General features: G+C 44.4%; 13 protein-coding genes. All 13 read right to left on the bottom strand.

Going from position 1 to position 19,373, the window contains the following annotated elements; genetic code table 11:
* The gene (locus tag C511_RS0107285) at nucleotides 1-1,056 is read right to left on the bottom strand and encodes a metallophosphoesterase family protein (RefSeq protein WP_034781877.1); all 1,056 of its coding nucleotides are present in this window, start codon (nucleotides 1,054-1,056) and stop codon (nucleotides 1-3) included.
* Between the two features lie 83 nt (nucleotides 1,057-1,139).
* Nucleotides 1,140-2,405, bottom strand: a complete 1,266-nt coding sequence (locus C511_RS0107280; RefSeq protein WP_027317989.1) for a hypothetical protein — start codon at nucleotides 2,403-2,405, stop codon at nucleotides 1,140-1,142.
* Nucleotides 2,406-2,615: 210 nt separating this feature from the next.
* Nucleotides 2,616-3,095, bottom strand: coding sequence for a hypothetical protein (locus tag C511_RS16360; RefSeq protein ID WP_051260478.1), 480 nt, complete (start codon nucleotides 3,093-3,095; stop codon nucleotides 2,616-2,618).
* A gap of 129 nt (nucleotides 3,096-3,224) precedes the next feature.
* The gene (locus tag C511_RS0107270; RefSeq protein ID WP_024996432.1) at nucleotides 3,225-5,807 is read right to left on the bottom strand and encodes a hypothetical protein; all 2,583 of its coding nucleotides are present in this window, start codon (nucleotides 5,805-5,807) and stop codon (nucleotides 3,225-3,227) included.
* Complete coding sequence (locus C511_RS0107265) at nucleotides 5,804-6,370, bottom strand: hypothetical protein (RefSeq protein ID WP_024996431.1); 567 nt, start codon at nucleotides 6,368-6,370, stop codon at nucleotides 5,804-5,806. The genes C511_RS0107270 and C511_RS0107265 overlap by 4 nt, the downstream gene beginning before the upstream one ends.
* On the bottom strand, nucleotides 6,360-7,256 hold the full coding sequence (locus C511_RS0107260) for a hypothetical protein (protein ID WP_024996430.1): 897 nt from the start codon (nucleotides 7,254-7,256) through the stop codon (nucleotides 6,360-6,362). Before C511_RS0107260 ends, C511_RS0107265 begins: the two co-directional genes overlap by 11 nt.
* Nucleotides 7,240-8,178 carry a hypothetical protein gene (locus tag C511_RS0107255; protein WP_024996429.1) on the bottom strand — a complete coding sequence of 313 codons (939 nt, stop codon included), beginning with the start codon at nucleotides 8,176-8,178 and terminating at the stop codon, nucleotides 7,240-7,242. The genes C511_RS0107260 and C511_RS0107255 overlap by 17 nt, the downstream gene beginning before the upstream one ends.
* Nucleotides 8,171-8,851: a hypothetical protein gene (locus tag C511_RS0107250; protein WP_051260477.1), complete on the bottom strand. Its 681-nt coding sequence runs from the start codon at nucleotides 8,849-8,851 to the stop codon at nucleotides 8,171-8,173. The genes C511_RS0107255 and C511_RS0107250 overlap by 8 nt, the downstream gene beginning before the upstream one ends.
* 89 nt (nucleotides 8,852-8,940) lie before the next feature.
* Entirely contained in the window at nucleotides 8,941-9,264 is a 324-nt protein-coding gene (locus C511_RS0107245) for a hypothetical protein (protein WP_024996427.1), read from the bottom strand.
* 37 nt (nucleotides 9,265-9,301) lie between these two features.
* The gene (locus C511_RS16355) at nucleotides 9,302-9,610 is read right to left on the bottom strand and encodes a hypothetical protein (RefSeq protein ID WP_024996426.1); all 309 of its coding nucleotides are present in this window, start codon (nucleotides 9,608-9,610) and stop codon (nucleotides 9,302-9,304) included.
* Between the two features lie 56 nt (nucleotides 9,611-9,666).
* Nucleotides 9,667-14,916, bottom strand: coding sequence for a beta strand repeat-containing protein (locus C511_RS16350; RefSeq protein ID WP_024996425.1), 5,250 nt, complete (start codon nucleotides 14,914-14,916; stop codon nucleotides 9,667-9,669).
* Nucleotides 14,916-15,953 carry a hypothetical protein gene (locus C511_RS0107230; RefSeq protein ID WP_027317988.1) on the bottom strand — a complete coding sequence of 346 codons (1,038 nt, stop codon included), beginning with the start codon at nucleotides 15,951-15,953 and terminating at the stop codon, nucleotides 14,916-14,918. Before C511_RS0107230 ends, C511_RS16350 begins: the two co-directional genes overlap by 1 nt.
* Nucleotides 15,954-15,965: 12 nt before the next feature.
* Nucleotides 15,966-19,112 carry a hypothetical protein gene (locus C511_RS18185; protein WP_074434167.1) on the bottom strand — a complete coding sequence of 1,049 codons (3,147 nt, stop codon included), beginning with the start codon at nucleotides 19,110-19,112 and terminating at the stop codon, nucleotides 15,966-15,968.
* Between the last annotated feature and the right edge of the window lie 261 nt (nucleotides 19,113-19,373).

The following is a 19,373-nucleotide window of genomic DNA, read 5'->3' as shown; positions in this document are numbered from 1 at the left end:
TTAGCTGATTTTTGAAAGGTAAGACAATCCCAATTCCACATCCTCAATCTCCTTCTCACGACAAAACGCAGTGTAAGTCTCGCGAATCTTATGGCTATCGAATTTCTCAAACAAAGACGAGGCGGCTACATCCACCTGTTCCGGCTCTTCGGTGATGATTTCCACTTTCGAAGCTCCGGCTTCCAATAGTTTTGCCTTGTCGATACCTGATGCTTTGGCAGAAGTGGAGTGAACTCTTACTTTGGTACGATAACGCCCGGTTTCTTTCAGTTCGTCCAGCAAATCTGTCAAGTGAATATCCACCTTGTCGGCTTCGATGTCGATAACTTTATATCGAACATTAGCCCGGTTCTGGATAAATTCGTGGGTGCCGTCACTATACAATACGGTATATCCCTTCTCTTCATCCTCACCAAAATTATGCTGACGGCTACTGCCGATGTATTCAATTCGAGTTTTAGGAATAACACAGCGATTGTGGTAATGCCCAACAAAGACACGCTCAAACTCATCAAAGATATTTGCCGGAAGCTCCTTCTCACTGGGCTGAGACAATGCGCCGTTAATACCCTCGTGGAGATAGAGAAAATTCTTTTTCTCCGGGTCAATACCGTTCTGTTTTACCTCAGCCAGTTTTTCTGAGAAGTTGCCATCTTCGGGAAAGTAAGGGATGATGTGCAGTAAAGCATATTGCCCGTCACCAATGGGCAGGGTAACGTAGTTGTCTGCTACTAATACATTTGGATGTTGGTCAAAAACGTGGCAATATCCCCGAACTGCTTCTTGATTTACTTTACAATGGTTGCCATTTGCCAAGACCACACGGATGTTGTTTTCAGCGGCTGTTAATAGGCAGTCGTGTATAGCCAGTAGTATATCGAGAGTTTGAGAAGCACGCGAGAGAAACAAATCTCCACCAATGGCGATCTCCCTAACATCTAATTTCTCACATATTGATAGTGCCTCATTCCAGTTTGCCACAAATTCGGGAATATTCTCCTTCCCAATGTGCAAATCATTCATTAAAAGCAGGTACGGATAACTTTTATCTGCCATAATAAGCGTATAAGAGTGATGGAAAAGGCAGTTTAAGGCTGCCTTCTCCAAAACTTGTGAATAAATAATCTGGAATTATCCGCTTATCTACGGCGGCGACGTTCAGTTGATTCTTGTGCCGGTTCTGCTGCCAGCTCCGGTTCCGGCTCAGGCGTAGGAACCTGTTCGGCTTCTGCTTGGGGATCAGTCTCCAAAGCCTCTTCAATCAGGTCAAGCAGTTCCTTGTTGGTAGTAGAACGGGTGATACGCACAGATAGTTTTTCCTGCTCAATAAACTGACGGATCAGCCCTCTGAGTTCTTGTCCCTCTTCGGTCTTATCAGAAAGTCCTTTGTCTTGTAACTCATCGTAGCGATTGAAAAGATCGTCTAACAGCAGACCTGTACCGTTCGAGGCGTTCTCTTTGGCATCCTTGGTGCGTTTGTCAAATGAGAACGAGCTGGTGTCTTCCTTCGGAATCTCGGAGCCTAATGTTTCGATAGCCTCCTGCATATCCCTATCACCCAGAATTGACATGCCGTATTTGGCATCACATTGCTTCAAATACTCAAGGGTAGCTTCGTACTGATAGCGTGAATAACGGTAAATGATTTCAGGAATACGGGTTGCCGCCATCAGTTTAGTTAATTCTTCACCGGTCAACACTTCATTCTCTGATTCGTTGTCAATCTCAATCGAATACTCGGTTTTGGAACCGTTTTTCTTCTTTTCAATCTCTACCGGATAAGCGTTATACACCGATGAGATCGGACATGGAAAGCCCGGAGACTTTGCCAATTTCTTTTGCCACAACTTGAACTTACGTTCGTCAAGTTCTTTAAACTGTGCGTGTGAAAGGGTAAGTAGCTGAAAACCTTTGGCACGTTCGTTCAGGTCAAGGATATACATCACGTGTCCATAGTTAAACTTCAGTCCACCACCAAATGAACCACCGCCAATCTTCTCTGCCAGTTTCTCATCACCCCGGTTCTGGGCCTCGGCAACCGCCAGTTTACGATAGGTGTCAATCAGGTCAACAGTGAATCCCGCATCAGTGGTGCGGGGAACTGTCACATACATGGATGTAACCTTGCCATTACCGGTAGCCGGTTTTTCCAGTTCCATCAACAGTTGACGAACCGGATACTCGTAGCTGCGACGATCATTCGTTCCGTCGCGATTCGGAGCGATAGGCAGGATACGCAGGCGATAAACACCTAACTTATCCATCCTGAAAAACTCAGCCTTGGCAAAAGACTTGTTTTCTTCGAGGGCACGGGTTTGCGCCTCTTCATAACTTTCTTGCGATGCTAAAAACATCTCTTCGACCGACATCATGGGTTGGTCTTTTTCCTCATTGAATTCTTGCATGATTGCAATAGTGTAAAAATTAAACTGCCCGAAGCAATCTAATCAAAACGACAGGCGAGTTCGGTTGCACCGTCCGTCTCAACTAACAATCAGTTTATATTATGGGAGGAAATCGGGGAGAGCTCCCTTGATTCTCTCGGCGACCATGCGCCTCAGTCAGAATAAAACTATCGGCACATTTTCGACCGATGATGTGCAAATGTACAAAACTTACTCGTCACCACAATGACTTTTTTTACTTTTTTGTTTCATTTCCACTCTCATTTTCTGTACTTTATCGCTATTTCTCTGGATATACTGATTGAGCTTTTTCTCACGCATTGCAGTATAAAAAACCGCTCTCTCCGCTGTCAATCTTTTAGGTCGATTACAGCAGATACCTTTTTTTCGATATTCCTCCAAATAGCGGAAAAATTTGGGCTTTTTCAGCGCAGAATCATCCGAAGCCCGACAAACTACTTCGATGGTACGCACCCGAGGTTCAGGATAAGTAGCCTTGGGAGTCATTCGCATAATTATTTCATAGACTGCCGGAACTTCATACTTGAGCATAAAGCCCAATCTTGTCTGCTCGAACTTATACTTTTTCAGTGTCCCCTTTGGTCTTCCGTCCTCTTTTCGACGGGGTGTCGGACTCGGTTTGGGTGGGAGCGTGATTCTCGCCCCCTTGAACTTCTTCGGTTTTGCCATCTTCTTGGGTATTTCTTGATTCTGTTACTATTTCCGGTTTAGTAACCAGAGCATTTGGGATTGCTGTGGCGATATTGCGCCTGCTCTCCACGTCTGATTGAATGTTTACTCTCTTCATATTAGTTGTTATTAAACGAAATAGGTGAAATTAATCTCAGTAGACACATTATACATGCCGCTCTCATATATCTGAACGGTACGTGAATTACCTCGAATGATAAAAGTACAGCCACGATTATACTTCGTATCATCATTCCAGTCCGCAATAGTCGTCCGAAGCCCATACTTGGGAGGTTGTATTTGGTTGGGAATAACAGCCATGACACCACCTTGGTTACTACCGTCACGTTTCGCCGTATTAATGATTCCTTGTATAGAAACCACATTCCCAATTTGGCGCACATAAAATTGTCGTGTGTCGGTTCCACCGCCGGAATTGTTCATCTGCAACCAACCTGTATCAATCAGTTTGGTCTGATACTCCTCGGCATAAGCGGCCCCCAGATTGCGACAAGCCAATTTTTTCGCATCAACATTCGGCAAAGACAAGTCAGAAAGTTTTCCATCTTTGGTCAAATAAGTGTCCGTAACCTCTTTTTTAGAAAATACATCAAACTTCTCACGCATCATCTGTTGCGCCTGAGCGGTGGTTTTACCACTCTTAACCAGATAAGTAATATAATCCTGAAAGAGTTGGTCTAATGCTGCGAACTTGCCATCTGCGGCTGTCTTGGTGTAGACTCCGATATTGGTGGCTACAGAGTCTCTGTCCGATGAGTTATAACCATCCAACAGACGTGGAGCATATTTTTTTAATTCCTTCACTATATCAGAAATCATAGCGTAGCCTTCTACTTGCGATTGTGACACTCCGAAGTTATCAACAAATGCAAAGTTCCCAGTCTTAATACCGTCGAGCTTCTTTTTCAGCGTATCGGTAAATATCACTCCCTGATAGGCACCATCATTGCCGAGCTTCCCGGCCATCATTTCGTCTATCTCCTCAGTTGAATAAACACAAAGATTCTTTCGTGCCTGAATCATACTGGCAAGGTCAGAGAGGTTGGCTGTTTTTGTCAGTTTCAGTTCACCGATGCCTGTCTTCTCCGCATCGATTACACCCCGCACCGCAGCTTGCTTCTCCGCTTTCTTGGCGGCAGCTTGTTCTGGTGACATACCGTTAATCTCATCAGCAGAGAGATTGACCAGTTCTGTCAATTTGCCGTTAATTGTAAGATATTTCTCGTCCGTCTCGTTTTTGGAATAGACAGACAGATTCGTTCGGGCAACCCCTTTATCCAAAAGGTCGTTCAGGTTATTACCAACCCCCGCCTTGTCTTTAAGTGCCTTAACTACATCGTCAGCCGTGACATATCCTTCACCACCGCCACTAATCGAACCGCCCGAAATAGCATCGAGCTTTTTCTTGTAAGTGGAAGTAAAATCTTCGGTGGATAGTTGTTTGCCTGTAACTACCGACACCTTCTTTGCCAATTCATCAGTAAAGCTCTTTTGGGTGACAAATACCGAATAAATATCCGCACCCTTCAATTTGACTTCACCATTCAGATTAATATGCCCTTTAGAAGTAAATACCAGATTGCCGAACAGGTTTTCCAATGTAAAATCATTATTGGTGGTAGAGAGATACCCCAGAGAGGCTATCGATACTCCATCCCGGTCTTGCCACTCAAAGTACGCTGTCAGTTCTGGATCTCCCTTGGCAAACGAGGTGTTTTTCAAAACAGCACTCAGACCATTGCCACAAACTTTGAATGTTCCGTTTACGGTCGTGGTTTTGGTTTTTCCTTCGACAGAGAATAGTGGTACTGAACAACTTTTGCCGTCCCACACATTGAAGTTGCGAAAACGGCTTGTCCCCTGATTAAATCCGACATGGTTGATATTCACAGAGCCATTGTCCGTATCATCCGCTATATTAATGAGATGTGTTTGGTAGATGTACACAGAGCCGACGCGACTCGTCTTGAGGTTGATATGATTACAGATAAACCCGCTTTCACTCAGCTTGGCAATTTCAGTCACACCTTTCATAAACAGGAAAGAGCCATCTGTATCTATTACCACCTCAGCGGTTAACAACTCACCCAGATAAGCCCCCAGTGTTGTGGCTCCCGACTCTTTGATTCGACCACGCAAGCTACGCCCGTCAGCGGATTGAACCGATACATCCTTGGATGATTTTAGACCTTTCTCGACTAACACTTCCCCCGCAAAGGTTACGTCTTTTTTGACCCGCTGCCGTTGCGATGGAGAATCCAACAGTAGCGCATAACGCCCGAAAAATTTATCAATCAGACGGGGCGCAAATTCTTTGGTAATCTCCAAAAAGACAGGGGGAAATCCCGTTACAGGATCTGTAATCTGCGGAACAGTAGTCCCTCCTGTACATAGATAACATGAGCGGCCTCGTTTATTAACCTCATTGGCATAAACGACAGACTCATTACTATTCTTCTCGTAGATAAAGTATGGAAATGCAGCGTTTTTAGCTCCCTCAAAATAGCGAACCTTTCCACCCAGCCAGACATAACCTGGAGCTATAACAGTTCCTTCGATCTGACAGCCGGAAACAATAAATGCCGGACACTCGCCAAAAATGGCGGTCATGCTCAGAGCAAGTTCCTGCAAATTCAATATGTCATCGGAGTAGGTATAACGCCCTCCGGTCTCTGCGATGTATTCTTTCATAAATGTATGTTGTTAGTAGGCTTAATCTCTTCTCCTTCAATTTTAATCAGATAGGTTTTACCTGCAACCTTATAGGTGTTTACCCCAAAAGAGAGCATATAGACAAACTCTTTCGTGGAAATGGTAATCGTGGGGACATTCACGATAAAACTCACTTTGTTTATGGCTCGTTCCTCAGCAATCTGATAAAACTCGCGCGGCTCTTCCAACGGGTTGGCGGTCGCTACATGTTCGTTTTCCTTCCAGACAGTAAATGGTCGGCTGTTAACGGCATTCTCCCGATAAATATCCACACCGAGTGGAGTGCTTTCGGTAATGATAATTCGATCTGTTGAATCGGCAAAATACCTGCTGAATTTATAATTGAGAAACCACTCGAAGTACATTACCTGTGAAGTCATCCGGGCTTCGATATGTTTCTCACGGGCAAAGCCCATGAACCAGTCGTTCAGCACCCGAAGCGGCCATACCCAGCTTTGCAGTAATAGAATGTACCGCCGTCCACTCAGATAATAGGGCACTAAGCGGTTGATGAGTTTGTCTGTAGGTAGTTTATATCTCATTGCCTGCATCGAGTATTAATTTGATAGCCTGACGAAAGTTCGGAATCTCTTTTTCTTCGCCGCTGCCACCGGATTGTTTCAAGTAACCGGATGAAGTATGCGTCATTCGGCCCACTTTGCGGGTAGGTGTGATATGTCCGTCCGAATCATAGGGGGCAATAAAAATTCCCTGTGTAGGGATCGTGTCCGTATCGATGTGTACATCCGTCACGTGCTCCGCTCCACGGATCGCAGCGATAATGTCTGATACATAGATGGTAGAGTCAAACTTGATGTTCATCATATACTCGTTCAACTTCTCCTCAATGCGGTCGTACACCTCAGATTCCATCACTGCACCGTCATGGTAAACCGATACTCTGGGTATCAGTACATCGCCCTCCTGACTGGCTATTTCGATTCTCGTTCCGGCAAACTTTATCTTGTTGATATATGCCTGTATCATTATCAACTCTTCCTGTGGAATACTTTTTAGCTTGCCCTTTTCTCCGGTTGCCACCTTTAATATCAGCTTATTATCCAAATTCACATCACTGGAACTTTCCATGTACGAAGCCTGAGTAATAATCTGTTTGGTTTCGTCTATATCTGCATAACCAAACGCCAAGCCATCTTCCCTGACCATCAGTTCATCACCCTTTTGATACTGCATAAGGGCATTGATATAGTAAGTAGGCGTACCGTTTATCCGATTGTTGATTACATTTGAAATGTCAATGGCAAAGACATCCAGTATGCTTTCAAAGCTAAATACTACCGCAGCGAAAGTCCAGGTAATACCGTTTAGAACAGACAGCTTTGAGTCACTGTCAAACTCTGATAGCTCAAGGCGTTTATTGCGTTCCTTGATAGCCTTCTCGTATATTTGTTTAATGGTTCTGCTCATATTTATAAGTCGTTTCATTAATGATAAATTCCCATATACCACCTTCGTTCCATGCAGGCTCGTGGGTCAGTACCCAGACGGCTTCCATACCCGAAGTGATGCGATAGTGACTGTTGCTGTCTCTGGTCGGTTCTCGATATTCTCCCGATGGTCGGGCCGTCATCACCACCTTACAATTACGACGGTTATCATGCTGCCGGACTAATCCAATCAGGTAGGCATCTATGGTAGGCTGGCGATAGATGGTTTGCGTCAGTGAGAGTGACATCAGGTTTTTCAACTCCAAGAGTGGGGTCAGGTCGTTTGTTTTCAATCCATCGAGCGACACACCAAAGGCAGTTTCCAGCATCGGTAGAGAATCAATTGACAGAGTAGCGTTATTCAATACAAAGCGTTCAATCGGAATGGATTTTAATATATACAGTTCAATTGGTCGCAATCCGCTAATATCAAGCTGATTGATATGCCCTTGCATATACATTGAAACGTGTCGTTTATTCCCGATAGTAGAATCGAACAAATGACTAAATACAGTTATCTTATCCGACAACGTGATGGTTTGAACCTCGGAGTTATCCCCCCAATCCAGTTCGATTTTTCCATTACCTGAAACCGAAAACTCGACTCCAACCTCTTTAGCGGATGTATAGATCTCTACCGTTTTAGGTAGCGAAAACACCTTCGGATAGACATGCTGCTCTCCGGATGCCGGAGTGATACCGTGCATCTTGTAATAAGCGGTCACCTCCTTGTTAATCTGATAATCATCTGAATAGATAAGCTCGTCTCCGGCTTTCAAGTCCGTATCAAACGATACCGATTCATTGTTCACCAACAAATCGGTAACGCCTTCCACAGCTCCATAGATATGCAGGGCTACATCATAGATGTTTTGCCCTTGTATGACAATGTATTTACCCATTTTTCTCTTTGACCTCCAGTAAAAGTTCTCCCGTTTCAGAATTCATATAAGCGTTTACCACAATCATATTGTCCGCTTCAAACTCTTTTTGCAGCTTGGCGGCCAGTCCGCTATTCTCAAAATTACCATGCAAAAAATCGATCAATCCGACACCCGTAAGTGGATGCTGGTAGAGTGTTCCGGCTGTGGCTTTGAGCAGGAAGTTTTGATTCTGGGGCAACGAAGCTTGGATAAGCAGATCGGTCTCATGGCCACTGTAAATCTGAAACACTCCCTCCTTGAGCGTGAAATTATAGACCTCTTCGCTGCCGAGTGTCCGGTACTGGGCAACCCGAATCATATTGTTATCGGGCAACACCACACGATACCACGGTCGATTGGTCGTTTGATTGAGAATATATTCCGGCTGTGAGTTCTCTACATCCATCCGCAATCGCACCTGTAACTCTTTGTTCAGTGGCTTATAGGGCAAACGGATATGGACTTGAAACCCATCTTTGACCCGTTTTTCAAAGCCTTTGGGAATCAGAATCTCGCCATAGCAGAAATTATCGTTATCCAACCCATCGACGCGCCCCAGCAATACAAAATCGTAGTAGCTTTTGCCAACAATATTCTCCGCTGTTTCCAGCTCTCCAAAATTCGTATCTATCTGTATATCTTGTCTTGCCATAGTTGCGTAATAAAAAACCGCCCACCTTTTTTGAAAGTGAACGGCAACATTCACTCTCTTGCAGAATAGAGTGAACCGGGCAGAATAGTTTAATTTACGGCTATTGAATCATATATCTTAGAAATGGAAATCCACATGTCATCCGGAAACTGTTCATCCGATACTTTCTCACAAATCATCTTAAGATATTCCATCTCATCGGTGGAAAAATCGACATGAAGGGGCGTTTCTTTCTCGATGTCCCATTCAATGCGTTTGGTTTCTTCGTTCTCACGCAGATTGACTTCATCTCGTTCAGTATCACTGATCTCAATCTTTTTCAGAATCTCCTTTTTTAGGTTGAACTGCTTGAAGTTTCCCTCTTTGGGGAGAAATGCCGGAATGTACAACCGGTCTTTAATTGATAGTTCCATATACTTTTTGATTTAGTTTACTTAGGTAGTATAGCCCTTATCTGTCGGCATAGTTTTCAGGTTGCTGCATTTCCCCTGCATTTTCCTTGATTTTTTCGACAAATCGCTCGAAGTCAAGGAAGAATAAAGAAACTTTCGCCTGACCATTCAGATTGCAGAACACGTTTCCATTTTCAAAAGTGATATACCCCGCATTATACTTTTCCACTCCGTCAAGCATTGTTGCCTGAACATTGGCATTGATACGGGTTAATACATCGTTGACCGTTACATATTCTATGAGGTAACTGGCATTGGCGGTAGTCTCTTCCGCTGTTTTTGTTAGGACTGTGCTTGTAATATTCATAATTTGCTTTTATTTCATGTAGAATAGAATAATCCAAAGACAAAAGTTTATCAGTTTTAAGACCAATCGGCTGTACTAAACACCTGAAAACAAAACGACCCTTCATTGGCACTGGAATCATCTTGTGTTTGGACATAGAAATAAGAACTATATATACCCATTATGGTAGCGTAAATGGGTGTACCGGTATAATATCCGGTCATCTGAACAAAGTAGTTACTATTTAACCCCCAAGGCAGATAAACCGTATAACGTCCTGTTCCGGTTCGACTGATCGACATTCTGGTGCCATCAAAAGTTTTCTGCTTAAGAGAAACGCTGGTGCCCGAAACCGTGGCGATACCTGATGCCAGACACTGCAAATAACTTCCATACTTACCACTGCACATTACATCACGCCTGTTGATTACAATCCAGCCAAAGAAAGTTGCATTATCTCCATAGCCTAATAATTCAACCATTTCCCGTGAAAAAGTGATGGAAGTCTTCTGTATGCCATCCTCAAAAAAATATTTTCCCGATGGGGCATAGATCGTCATATATCCTACCGTGGTATTACCTCCCCATTTATAATTCACCAGTGTAACCCTACGTCCACTCTGTTCCAAAGACCACGGCAAAGAGATATTTTCATCCCAGGAACCACGAATGGCTACAATGTTGTCGTAGTTATTAAAGTTTTCCTGTGTTGCTGTATCACCGCCAATCCAAATCGAAGAGTCGTTTAATACGAACTTATTTCGCACGCTACCCTGAATACGGACATTATTGAATACAGCACCTTTAGCTGTTACATTCCCCTTTGTGTCCCATGATATGTTTCCATTGGCCAGTTGTCCGGAACCATCATTATTTAGCCGCCAGCGGCTACCATTGATTATAGAACCGTCCGAGGAAAGTGCCACGCTATTTTTGTAAATTTGATAAGAGTTGATATACCACCCTCCGATTGTTCCTTTATCAAAGGTGCAGCTAAGGCCATTGATATACCCCGCATTGATAATATTAGCTTTAATGCTGGCAGCATCTAATTTGGATGAGTTGATGCTCCCGACAGCAATACGATCCGCACTGATAGTACCGGCAGTAATCTGGTTGGCACTCAATGTCCCTGTGTAGATACCATTGGAATCTATCGTAGTCGTATACTTCTCTGTGGAAGTTACATCAAACACGGTTGCATAAGCCACATACCATGTTAGTGTTGCAGATCCTTCGATATAGAAGAAGTTAGTACTGGAGAAGTTTCCCGTTCCACAAACTACTTTATACACATACTCACACCAGTCTCCCGTACCTGCATTTGAAGTAAGCCATTTACTCCAACCTCCATCACCGATAGCATTGGAAGCCCACTGAATTGTTCGTCCAGTAGGGATTTTGGCAATGATTCGGGTAATGAAAATTTTACGATAGGAACAAGCATGACCAAAATGAAAGCCACCGCATCCGGGAGATGCACTACCCGTATTGACAATCCTCAGCAGGTACTTGCTGTCATTGGGGGCTGTACTGTCATAGGCACGGGTAACAGCCACTGTTCCATTGCCTAAATTATTGTAGACATTTGTACTGTTATTACCATCAAAGAATGTCGGATCGCGGAACAGCATCTTTCCGTAAGCCATTGCAGATGCCAATTCTTTTGCGGCATTGGCTTTGTTTGTTGCATCTGTGGCCGCACTACTAATGGCTTCTGCTTTCTTGGTATCAGCATAGCTCTTGGCAGAGTTTAGGGCATTGGTGGCGGCATTTGTCCAATTCAAGGAAACGGAAGAGCCGAACGTAACGTTTCCGGCTGCATCCCAAACGATATTGCCATTTGCCAATCGTCCGGAACCATCGTTATTTAATCTCCATTTCGTCCCGTTGTAAACACTGCCATCTGAACCCAGATAAACACTATTTTTCCAAATATTCGCATTGTCGAAAGCCCAACCCGCAATACGGTTATACACCTCCTTACTACCGGAACGGGAGTAGTTGGTTGATAGACAAAAGTATTCAGTATTGTCCCAGGCCATCATTTGAATGCCCATAAATCCTGTTTTAACCGTATTGCCGGTAGCTGCTATCTGACCAATCACAATGTGCCCTGCGTTCGATGACTGATGCCATAATAAAGAAATACCCACAGGCTTATATGCCCCAGTGTACCAATATCCGCTACCATTTGCAGCGGTTCTTATTTGCACCGGCATAGTACCTACGCCTCCTATACCTCCCGTTGATATATGGTCGCTTCCAATTGTAAAGCCGCCAATAGTTCCTTTGGTAAAAGTGCAACTAAGTCCATTTATGTAACCAACATTGATGATATTGGCTCTGATACTATCAGCATCCAGTTTAGTCGCATTGATACTACCGGCAGCAATACGGTCGGCACTCAATACTCCGGTTGTGATGCTTGAAGCATTGATAACGACCGCATTGACTTGATTGGCAGTCAGCGTTCCCGTATAGATGCCTGTCGAACTGATATAGGTTAGCGGATGAGCGGATAAAGTGGAATCATTGCCTTGTGCCAGACCGATAAATCTACGCCTGCGAATCTCTTCCTCAACAGCAACAGTCAAGGTACGAGGAGCAGGAGCATTCACGGTTGTACTGCCACTTTGAAACATCAAATCGGAATTGTAGGCTATTTGCGGACTTGCGGGTATAGGAGACGGGCTGAATTCCGAACTGACCAAAGGCAAATCTGAATAGAGATGATACTTGGCTCCGGTCGCACCACCGCCACGTAAAAAGATGGCGAACATACAACTGTTTCCACAATGCAATGCACCGGCAAACATTCGGCAATAGGTTTCCGACAACTCGTAAATATCCCACGAGTACTCAATTCCTCCCCATCCACCAAAATTAGTTTTCAGATGCAATACAATACCTCCTTTATGAGTGGCTGTATTCCATGAGTCAGGTGCTTGCTCGCTGTATGTTCTTCGTACTACGATTTCTCGTTTAAAGTTCTGGTCACCACCTTTGATAATGACAGGATAATAGGTATTGGCATCTCCGTTAATCACGATGGACTGGTAATACGGATAGCCGAAGTTTGCCTTTTGAGCGTTTGCAATGTCGTTTTTCCATTGCAATGATACGGATGCTCCAAATGTGACATTTCCGATGGCATCCCAAGCGATATTACCACTGGCAACCTGTCCCGAACCATCATTGTTCAACTTCCATTTTGTACCGTTGGTAATCGAACCGTCAGCACCGAGATAAACACTATTCTTGTAAATTTGTGTGCCATTGATAGTCCAACCGGCAATGCGATTTACATATCCCAACTGTACAACCGTGTTTCCTGCTGTATCTGTGGCGAAAAGCCCAAAATCGGTATTGCTATTGTGGTATATTTGTACTCGATTTCCACTGGTCGGACTCGATGATGCCCCATAAACAGCAATACGGTTGTTTGCCTTATCCAAAATAATTTGACCGCCGGAGATAGATGTGGAATTAATAGTCCAGCCACCGATAGTTCCTTTATTTACAGTAAGGGTAAGGGCATTGATATTTCCAGCGGTAATCAGAGTAGCTTTTAACGCATCGACATTCAGCCGGGCGGTGTCAATCGTCCCTGCGGTGATTTGACTGGCATTAAGTGTTCCGGTATAAATACCATTCCCATTGATAAACGTGTTACGCTGGCCATTAATAGAAATTCCTTGCGGAACGCCATTTATTACAATTGTAGATAGTTCCGCGTAAGGTTCGGATGCGCCCAAACCATACATGGAAAAGAGTCCGTTGTTTTTCCCGATTCCCGGAATACCGATAAAAGCAAAAGGGATGCGTTCGTCGGTAACTATCCTGTCACTTCCACCACAACGTTGAATCGCTGTATTCAGTGTTGCGTTTATACGGATGGCATCATAGGAAGTCAAAATGACAATTTTATCGTTGCCCAGTGCATTAAGTGCTGTTGCCAATGTATCACAGTTCGCTTCACTGCCATAAACATCATAGTTCACAGTAGAATTCGCAACCAATGTATCACGGGCAATAACAATCAATGTTAGCCCTCTGGCACTGGTCTCATTAACCGTCGTACCATTCAGCACCACTTTACGGGAAGCAGCATGACTGAACCCTGTACCCCGTACATACAATTTTCCACTGTTGGCAGCATTAGCCGCCGCATTGGTCCATAATAGAGAAACGGAAGAGGAGAATGTAATATTTCCCGCAGTATCCCATGTAATATGACTACCCGCTATCGCTCCGGCTCCTGTTGCATCCAACCGCCATTTCAATCCTCGGATTCCGTTTGAGCCAATGGTAATAGAACCGGAAGCTGCCGTCAGTCCTCCTGATGTGTTGTTTTTCGTTCCTCGAAAAATGGAATCCGCATCCAGCGACCAACCGCCAATTTTCCCTTTGGTTACATTCAAAGTCAAAGCCTCTATGTTCCCTGCTGTAATCAACGTTGCCTTAAGTGCATCAACGTTGATTCGGGCAGCATCAATAGTACCTGCCGTTATTTGAGAGGCATTAATCTTGACCACATTCACCGTATTTGCAGACAACGTACCTGTAAATATTCCACTCGCATCAATATAGGTAGCCCCAACCCATGCTAAAGCAACCGCAGAACCAAACTCCACCTTTCCGGTTGCGGCATTGTACTTGATAAACTCGTTGCCATTACCTAACTGAACATTGCCAGTCGCATTAATTTCAAAGGTCTTCTTTCCGTTGTTGAAACCATAGATACCGTTTACCGTCTCTTTGGCTATCGTTCCTGCTGCATTTTGGGTGCTAAGTACAAACTTACCGATTGCCATACCGGTAAGAGTACCGTTCGCATTCTTCGTTCCTGCAAATATCTTGGGGGTTATCACGCTTTGTGCATCGATCACAGTCTTTCCGCTGTTCCAATCCGCTACCCAATCAAGCTGGTTACTGTCGGTACCGGGTGTTCCCGGAGCACCCGACTTTACTTTGTACCAACCAAAAGAAGCGTTGAGCGTTTGTCCGTTTATAATAACAGGAATGCTAATCGTTCCGGTGTCGGCAAGTGTCGTATTGCTTCCAGAGATGGTAAAGGAAACGGTTTTAGTGCTCTGGTTAACCGTGATGGAATAAAATCCGGTAGGTGTAGCAATGGCTCCAATGCTAAAGTCTGTGACCGGAGCTTCACCACATCGGACAGACAGGACAGAATGAACAGTAAGTGTACTGAGAACCTTTCCAGTATGGTCACACGAAATGGCAGCCTTATCAATGGATTGATAAACTGCATAGGTGTCGGTAACTATCCGGATGGTTATTTGTCCTCTCGCTACTACCGCCATTACTTGCTGATTTCAACAGTAAATGTAGCCGCAACAGAAACCTCGTCACGGGTAACAGTCAATGAGCGACCCGTCTTGACTCCGGCGGTTCCCCAAGCGGTATCTTGTACACCAAGTTTATTAAACTTACGCCAGGTACAAGTAGCCCCCGTAAAGAATGAATCAGGCAGTAGAGCTCCATTTTGCCAACAATTAACGGTCAAATTCGTTGAAGTCAAACCGCTTGTCAGTGTCGTACCTGCCGGGGCGATGATTTCTACCTGATACGGGTCGGACATGTCGGCAAACGAAAGAATATCACTTACGGTCGTATTGTAAGTGCCGGATGCCGCGTCCGTGTCTTTGATTTCACACTTGAACGATTCGAAGTTCAATACTGCCGCTTCCGGTATGGCTATCTCATTGGTAGTAAATCCAGTAATGCCACCAGCATTTGCTGAGGTTATTTCTGTCCATGCGCCACTACCTAATTTGTACCATTTATAAGTCACGTTAGTATTGTCAATAACCGACCCTCTCCACATATCACAGTGTGCTTTAAGAGTCGTTATATCACCGTTCTTGAACACCGTTCCGTTGGGAGCATAAGCGATTGCACAGATGAGTTGTCCGGCATTGGTCGTTTTGGTGTAAGTAATATTTGCTTTCGCCTTGGTTTCTGCGGTCGTGTCAGGGTCTACATAGATCACCTCACACTCCACCTGCAACTGACCCACCGAAGTCATGTTGTTTTTAATAGTCAGCGCATAAGGAGCTATCGTGGCTGCTGTAGCCCCAAAAGTAGCGATTGTCGTTGAACCGTTTATCTTCCAAACCGGAACACCTTTAAGTCTTGAAACCTGATTGGTACCCACTCCCGTAACATACACCTCCGGGGTAATAACCAAAAAGGGCGATGCCGTCCAGTTGGGAACATAGCTTGAGTTTTCTTTGTTGAAAATCTGGGTAGTTGCTACATTACTGCCCAGATATAGGTTGATGGATTTGCCATCGTTAAGATCCACAATGGTAATCTGACCTCTCGATATTACTGCCATATTTCTAAAGTTTTAATTGATAGTCACTTCACAAGTGAACATCGCCCTGCGGAAAATATCTTCATCCGAAATCGTCAGATGGCGACCGATGCCGGTGTGCTGTTCATTCCAAACGGCATCGCCATCCGCATTGAGTGATGTTCTCTTCCAGCAGAATAGGTTATCGGGAATGGTTTCGGTTATTTCTTTTGCTCCTTTATAGACATTGGCTGTTAATGTCGTTGAGATATTCCCATTGATAAAATGATTGCCGTCACTGGTAAATATCTGCACAGAGTAGGCATCCTCTCCGTCATAAAGTTCCACGATGGAGATTTGTCCCCGTGCTATCAGGTTCAACCCTTGATAAATTTCACAGACAAGAGCTCCACGAGTGTCAATGTCTGTTTTAGGAACTTGGATCTGTTTTCCCTGATAATTGTGAATAACTTGTATGCCTTCCGGGTCAAAGAGTTTCCAGCTATAATGGAATCCCGTTCCGGTGGTATCTGTTTCCTTGCCGGAGCGATAAACCAGTGCTTTAGCTTCAATATCATTCTCTCCGTTCTTAATCACAAACCCTTTCGTTCCGACAATATCCACCACAAAGGGGTCAGTCATATCGGTAAAGGTGATAGTATCAAACACGATCTGCCCGGCATAACTGTTACCGATGGTCGTATCCGTGTCCTTGATGGCACACTTAAAGGTCTCAAAATTACGCACGGCATTGGGCGTTATAGTAATCTCATAGGTTCTCCATCCGGCAATAACACCCTGTGGGTAAGTCTCACTAAGAACCGCCCAACCGGGGCCAAGTTGAGCGTCATATAGAGGGGTTGTAACAATAGAGTTAGTTACATAATCCCGTGTTAAGGGGGTGGTTAGGGTAACTGTCTTTGTCAGTTCATCTATCGATTGGATAATATGCTTGTTTGCACCAATCAAATACAATACGCCTCCCGGCACCATATTGGCAACCGAGCGTAAACTGATTGTATAGGAGCCCTTGCTGACAGGAGCCGCCATTTGAACGTTGGCAAACACAGACTCATCACGCACACCCCAACGATACTCTGCATTAGTGCTGTCTATCTGTGCTCCTCGCCACAGGTCGCATCGTGCCGTTAAGTTTTTCGATTCTCCATTTTTGAAGATATTGCCGTCCGGCGCATAAGCCAACGCCATCACCCTTGCACCCGGATTGGTTAGCTGTGAGAATTGGATGTCGGCAGCAATAGTAGTCTCATTACCACTACTGTCGATCCAAATGGCTTGAAAACCATACCGCATATAGGGAGCGTGTTGGCCGATGTGATTAGCTTTAATGGTTAAGTTGTATTTAGCTGTCGTATCACCAATCCAGCAACTGTCTGTTCCCGATATGATTTGTTTCCCGTTTTTATTCCACGACGCAGAGCCCAACTTAATGCCGGGACGCTGTGTCGCCGGATCAGCGAGCTGACCAATCAAGTCACTGTCTCCATAGTTGCTAATAAAAAGTGAAGGGGTCAATATCAGGTTTGTATGAGCCCAGTTTGGCATCCATGTGCGAGTTTCTTTATCATATATCTGTGTGGTGGATAAATTCGATGAAACAAACGCACGAATATTTGATGGTTTGGCTTGGGACAGTATCTGGTCTTTGGCCTCATCGTCCAGTTCTCCCCAACGAATAGTGATATCTGTCAGTTCAATATCGTCCAGTGTCCATTTGAATTTCCCTCCGGCAAAATACCCCGTACCATCCGGCTTGATGATAAATGAACCGTTGCGGGAGCTGATAGAGCCATCCTCGTTCAACCTTAATAGCGGATTTTGAATGGTACCACCTATACCGCCTTTGTTGAACCACGCTCCATAGTCCTCTACATAGGACAAATGTTCATCGGTGGGTTGGTATTGTGAAGCGTTATTGCCACTTTCGAGTTGGGGAGCGGTCAAGAGCAGATTTGTAAGAGATGTTTTGAATCGGATATACATTGCCTCTTGCCGGGAGTCTTGAACGACAAATGAGACCTTATAACGCCGCCACTCTCCTGCAATATCTATTTCAACATCTTGGATATAGTGCTCGTCTTGATAGAAAGCAATCCTTCCTTCCGTTCCCTTTACCCATATCGAAAAGGTATATCGTTTACCGATACGTTCCATGCGCCAGGCAGAGGATTGTACACATAGTTCTGTATCTCCACCCGTACAAACGACATCGCCAATTCCTGCCGGAGCAACCTCTTGCACAACTATTCCCCCAGAGAACTGTGCGCCAATTGAATTAGCAATCACGTTCTTGTGAATCTTACCCACATAAAAAGTAGAGGCGAATCCGTTTTCATCACCTGCTGTTAATGTTCCTGCAATGTTCACATTGCGGGTAGCGTATAGGTTTTGAAAGTAAGCCCCATAGCCCTCCAATAAGCCGAACACCGGGTCAATGATCCCTGTAATCTTGCCGATACGTGCTTTGGTCGAATCTGCGAAGGTGGCGATTCTCGACAATCGAACAATATTCAAATCTGAAATCTCGCACCAGTCATCACCAGTTAGCTCCGGAGCAATGGTTAGTTGACGGGGATATTGCCCAGGATAATCAATCGTGATAAGGGATAGCTTGTATTGCCAGTCGGTTGAGATATCCACCATGTCTGTGCCATCCTCTTCACTGCCGTCGGTATAACCAAAAGCGAGGGGCACATCTGCCTGAGCTTTCGATGCTCTGACTTTGTAAGCAATGACCATTCGTTCGGGATTTCTAACCGTGCCGTTGACAGGGAATTTAAACGATTTCCCGGCTGTGATGCGTTTAGGCTTTTCTTGAAGGTACAGTGAATGCTCAGTCGCCATACCGTCAATTACATCCATATAAGGCGATTCCGAATCGGATGCGGTCAGGTAAAGCGCACCACTTCGATTGCTATTGAAAAGATTGGTAACACGTACAAAGTCGAGTAGTTCTCCCTGCTGAGGTTCATCGCCCTCAACTAACGCTCCGATAAAATAGGGGGACTCTTTCTCCCTGACAATATCGCTACCCGTTTCAAGTACAATCATCAACGAATAAATCAGGTTGGGATTGTCGAAGTACTGACGGCGTACCACATCACCAACTTGTAATCCCTGAGTCTTTTTTGATTCGGGGTCAATGAGTATTTTGTATTTTGAGTAACTGTATAATGCCATTCTCTAAGTTGTTCTATATAGAGAATAGCAAGAAATTGATGATATGGTTTATCTTTAGAGCAAGATGTAATGTCTCTATGTACCAATACGAATAACGGATGAAAATAGATTTTAAGATTATTGCGATTATTCTTTTTAAAGATTGTATTTGTACTTTCCACTAAAAAAAATGAATGCCAAAGAATTGCTGACACACTGCTGTCAGTTGACCGATGTAATTTTGCATCGTGATTACAAGACAAGTATAAACTTTAAAAATCA

This window comes from Bacteroides graminisolvens DSM 19988 = JCM 15093 (assembly GCF_000428125.1).
Lineage (GTDB): Bacteria > Bacteroidota > Bacteroidia > Bacteroidales > Bacteroidaceae > Bacteroides > Bacteroides graminisolvens.
Note: the sequence above shows the minus strand (reverse complement) of the source record. Positions and strands in the feature narration are given on the sequence as shown.

Excerpts from the sequence above, each read along its gene's own strand:
- C511_RS16355 (WP_024996426.1), bottom strand. The coding sequence starts at position 9,610 with ATGAATATTACAAGCACAGTCCTAACAAAAACAGCGGAAGAGACTACC.
- C511_RS0107265 (WP_024996431.1), bottom strand. The coding sequence starts at position 6,370 with ATGAGATATAAACTACCTACAGACAAACTCATCAACCGCTTAGTGCCC.
- C511_RS0107250 (WP_051260477.1), bottom strand. The coding sequence starts at position 8,851 with ATGGCAAGACAAGATATACAGATAGATACGAATTTTGGAGAGCTGGAA.
- C511_RS16350 (WP_024996425.1), bottom strand. The coding sequence starts at position 14,916 with ATGGCGGTAGTAGCGAGAGGACAAATAACCATCCGGATAGTTACCGAC.
- C511_RS0107245 (WP_024996427.1), bottom strand. The coding sequence starts at position 9,264 with ATGGAACTATCAATTAAAGACCGGTTGTACATTCCGGCATTTCTCCCC.
- C511_RS0107260 (WP_024996430.1), bottom strand. The coding sequence starts at position 7,256 with ATGAGCAGAACCATTAAACAAATATACGAGAAGGCTATCAAGGAACGC.
- C511_RS0107285 (WP_034781877.1), bottom strand. The coding sequence starts at position 1,056 with ATGGCAGATAAAAGTTATCCGTACCTGCTTTTAATGAATGATTTGCAC.
- C511_RS18185 (WP_074434167.1), bottom strand. The coding sequence starts at position 19,112 with ATGGCATTATACAGTTACTCAAAATACAAAATACTCATTGACCCCGAA.
- C511_RS16360 (WP_051260478.1), bottom strand. The coding sequence starts at position 3,095 with ATGGCAAAACCGAAGAAGTTCAAGGGGGCGAGAATCACGCTCCCACCC.
- C511_RS0107230 (WP_027317988.1), bottom strand. The coding sequence starts at position 15,953 with ATGGCAGTAATATCGAGAGGTCAGATTACCATTGTGGATCTTAACGAT.
- C511_RS0107270 (WP_024996432.1), bottom strand. The coding sequence starts at position 5,807 with ATGAAAGAATACATCGCAGAGACCGGAGGGCGTTATACCTACTCCGAT.
- C511_RS0107280 (WP_027317989.1), bottom strand. The coding sequence starts at position 2,405 with ATGCAAGAATTCAATGAGGAAAAAGACCAACCCATGATGTCGGTCGAA.
- C511_RS0107255 (WP_024996429.1), bottom strand. The coding sequence starts at position 8,178 with ATGGGTAAATACATTGTCATACAAGGGCAAAACATCTATGATGTAGCC.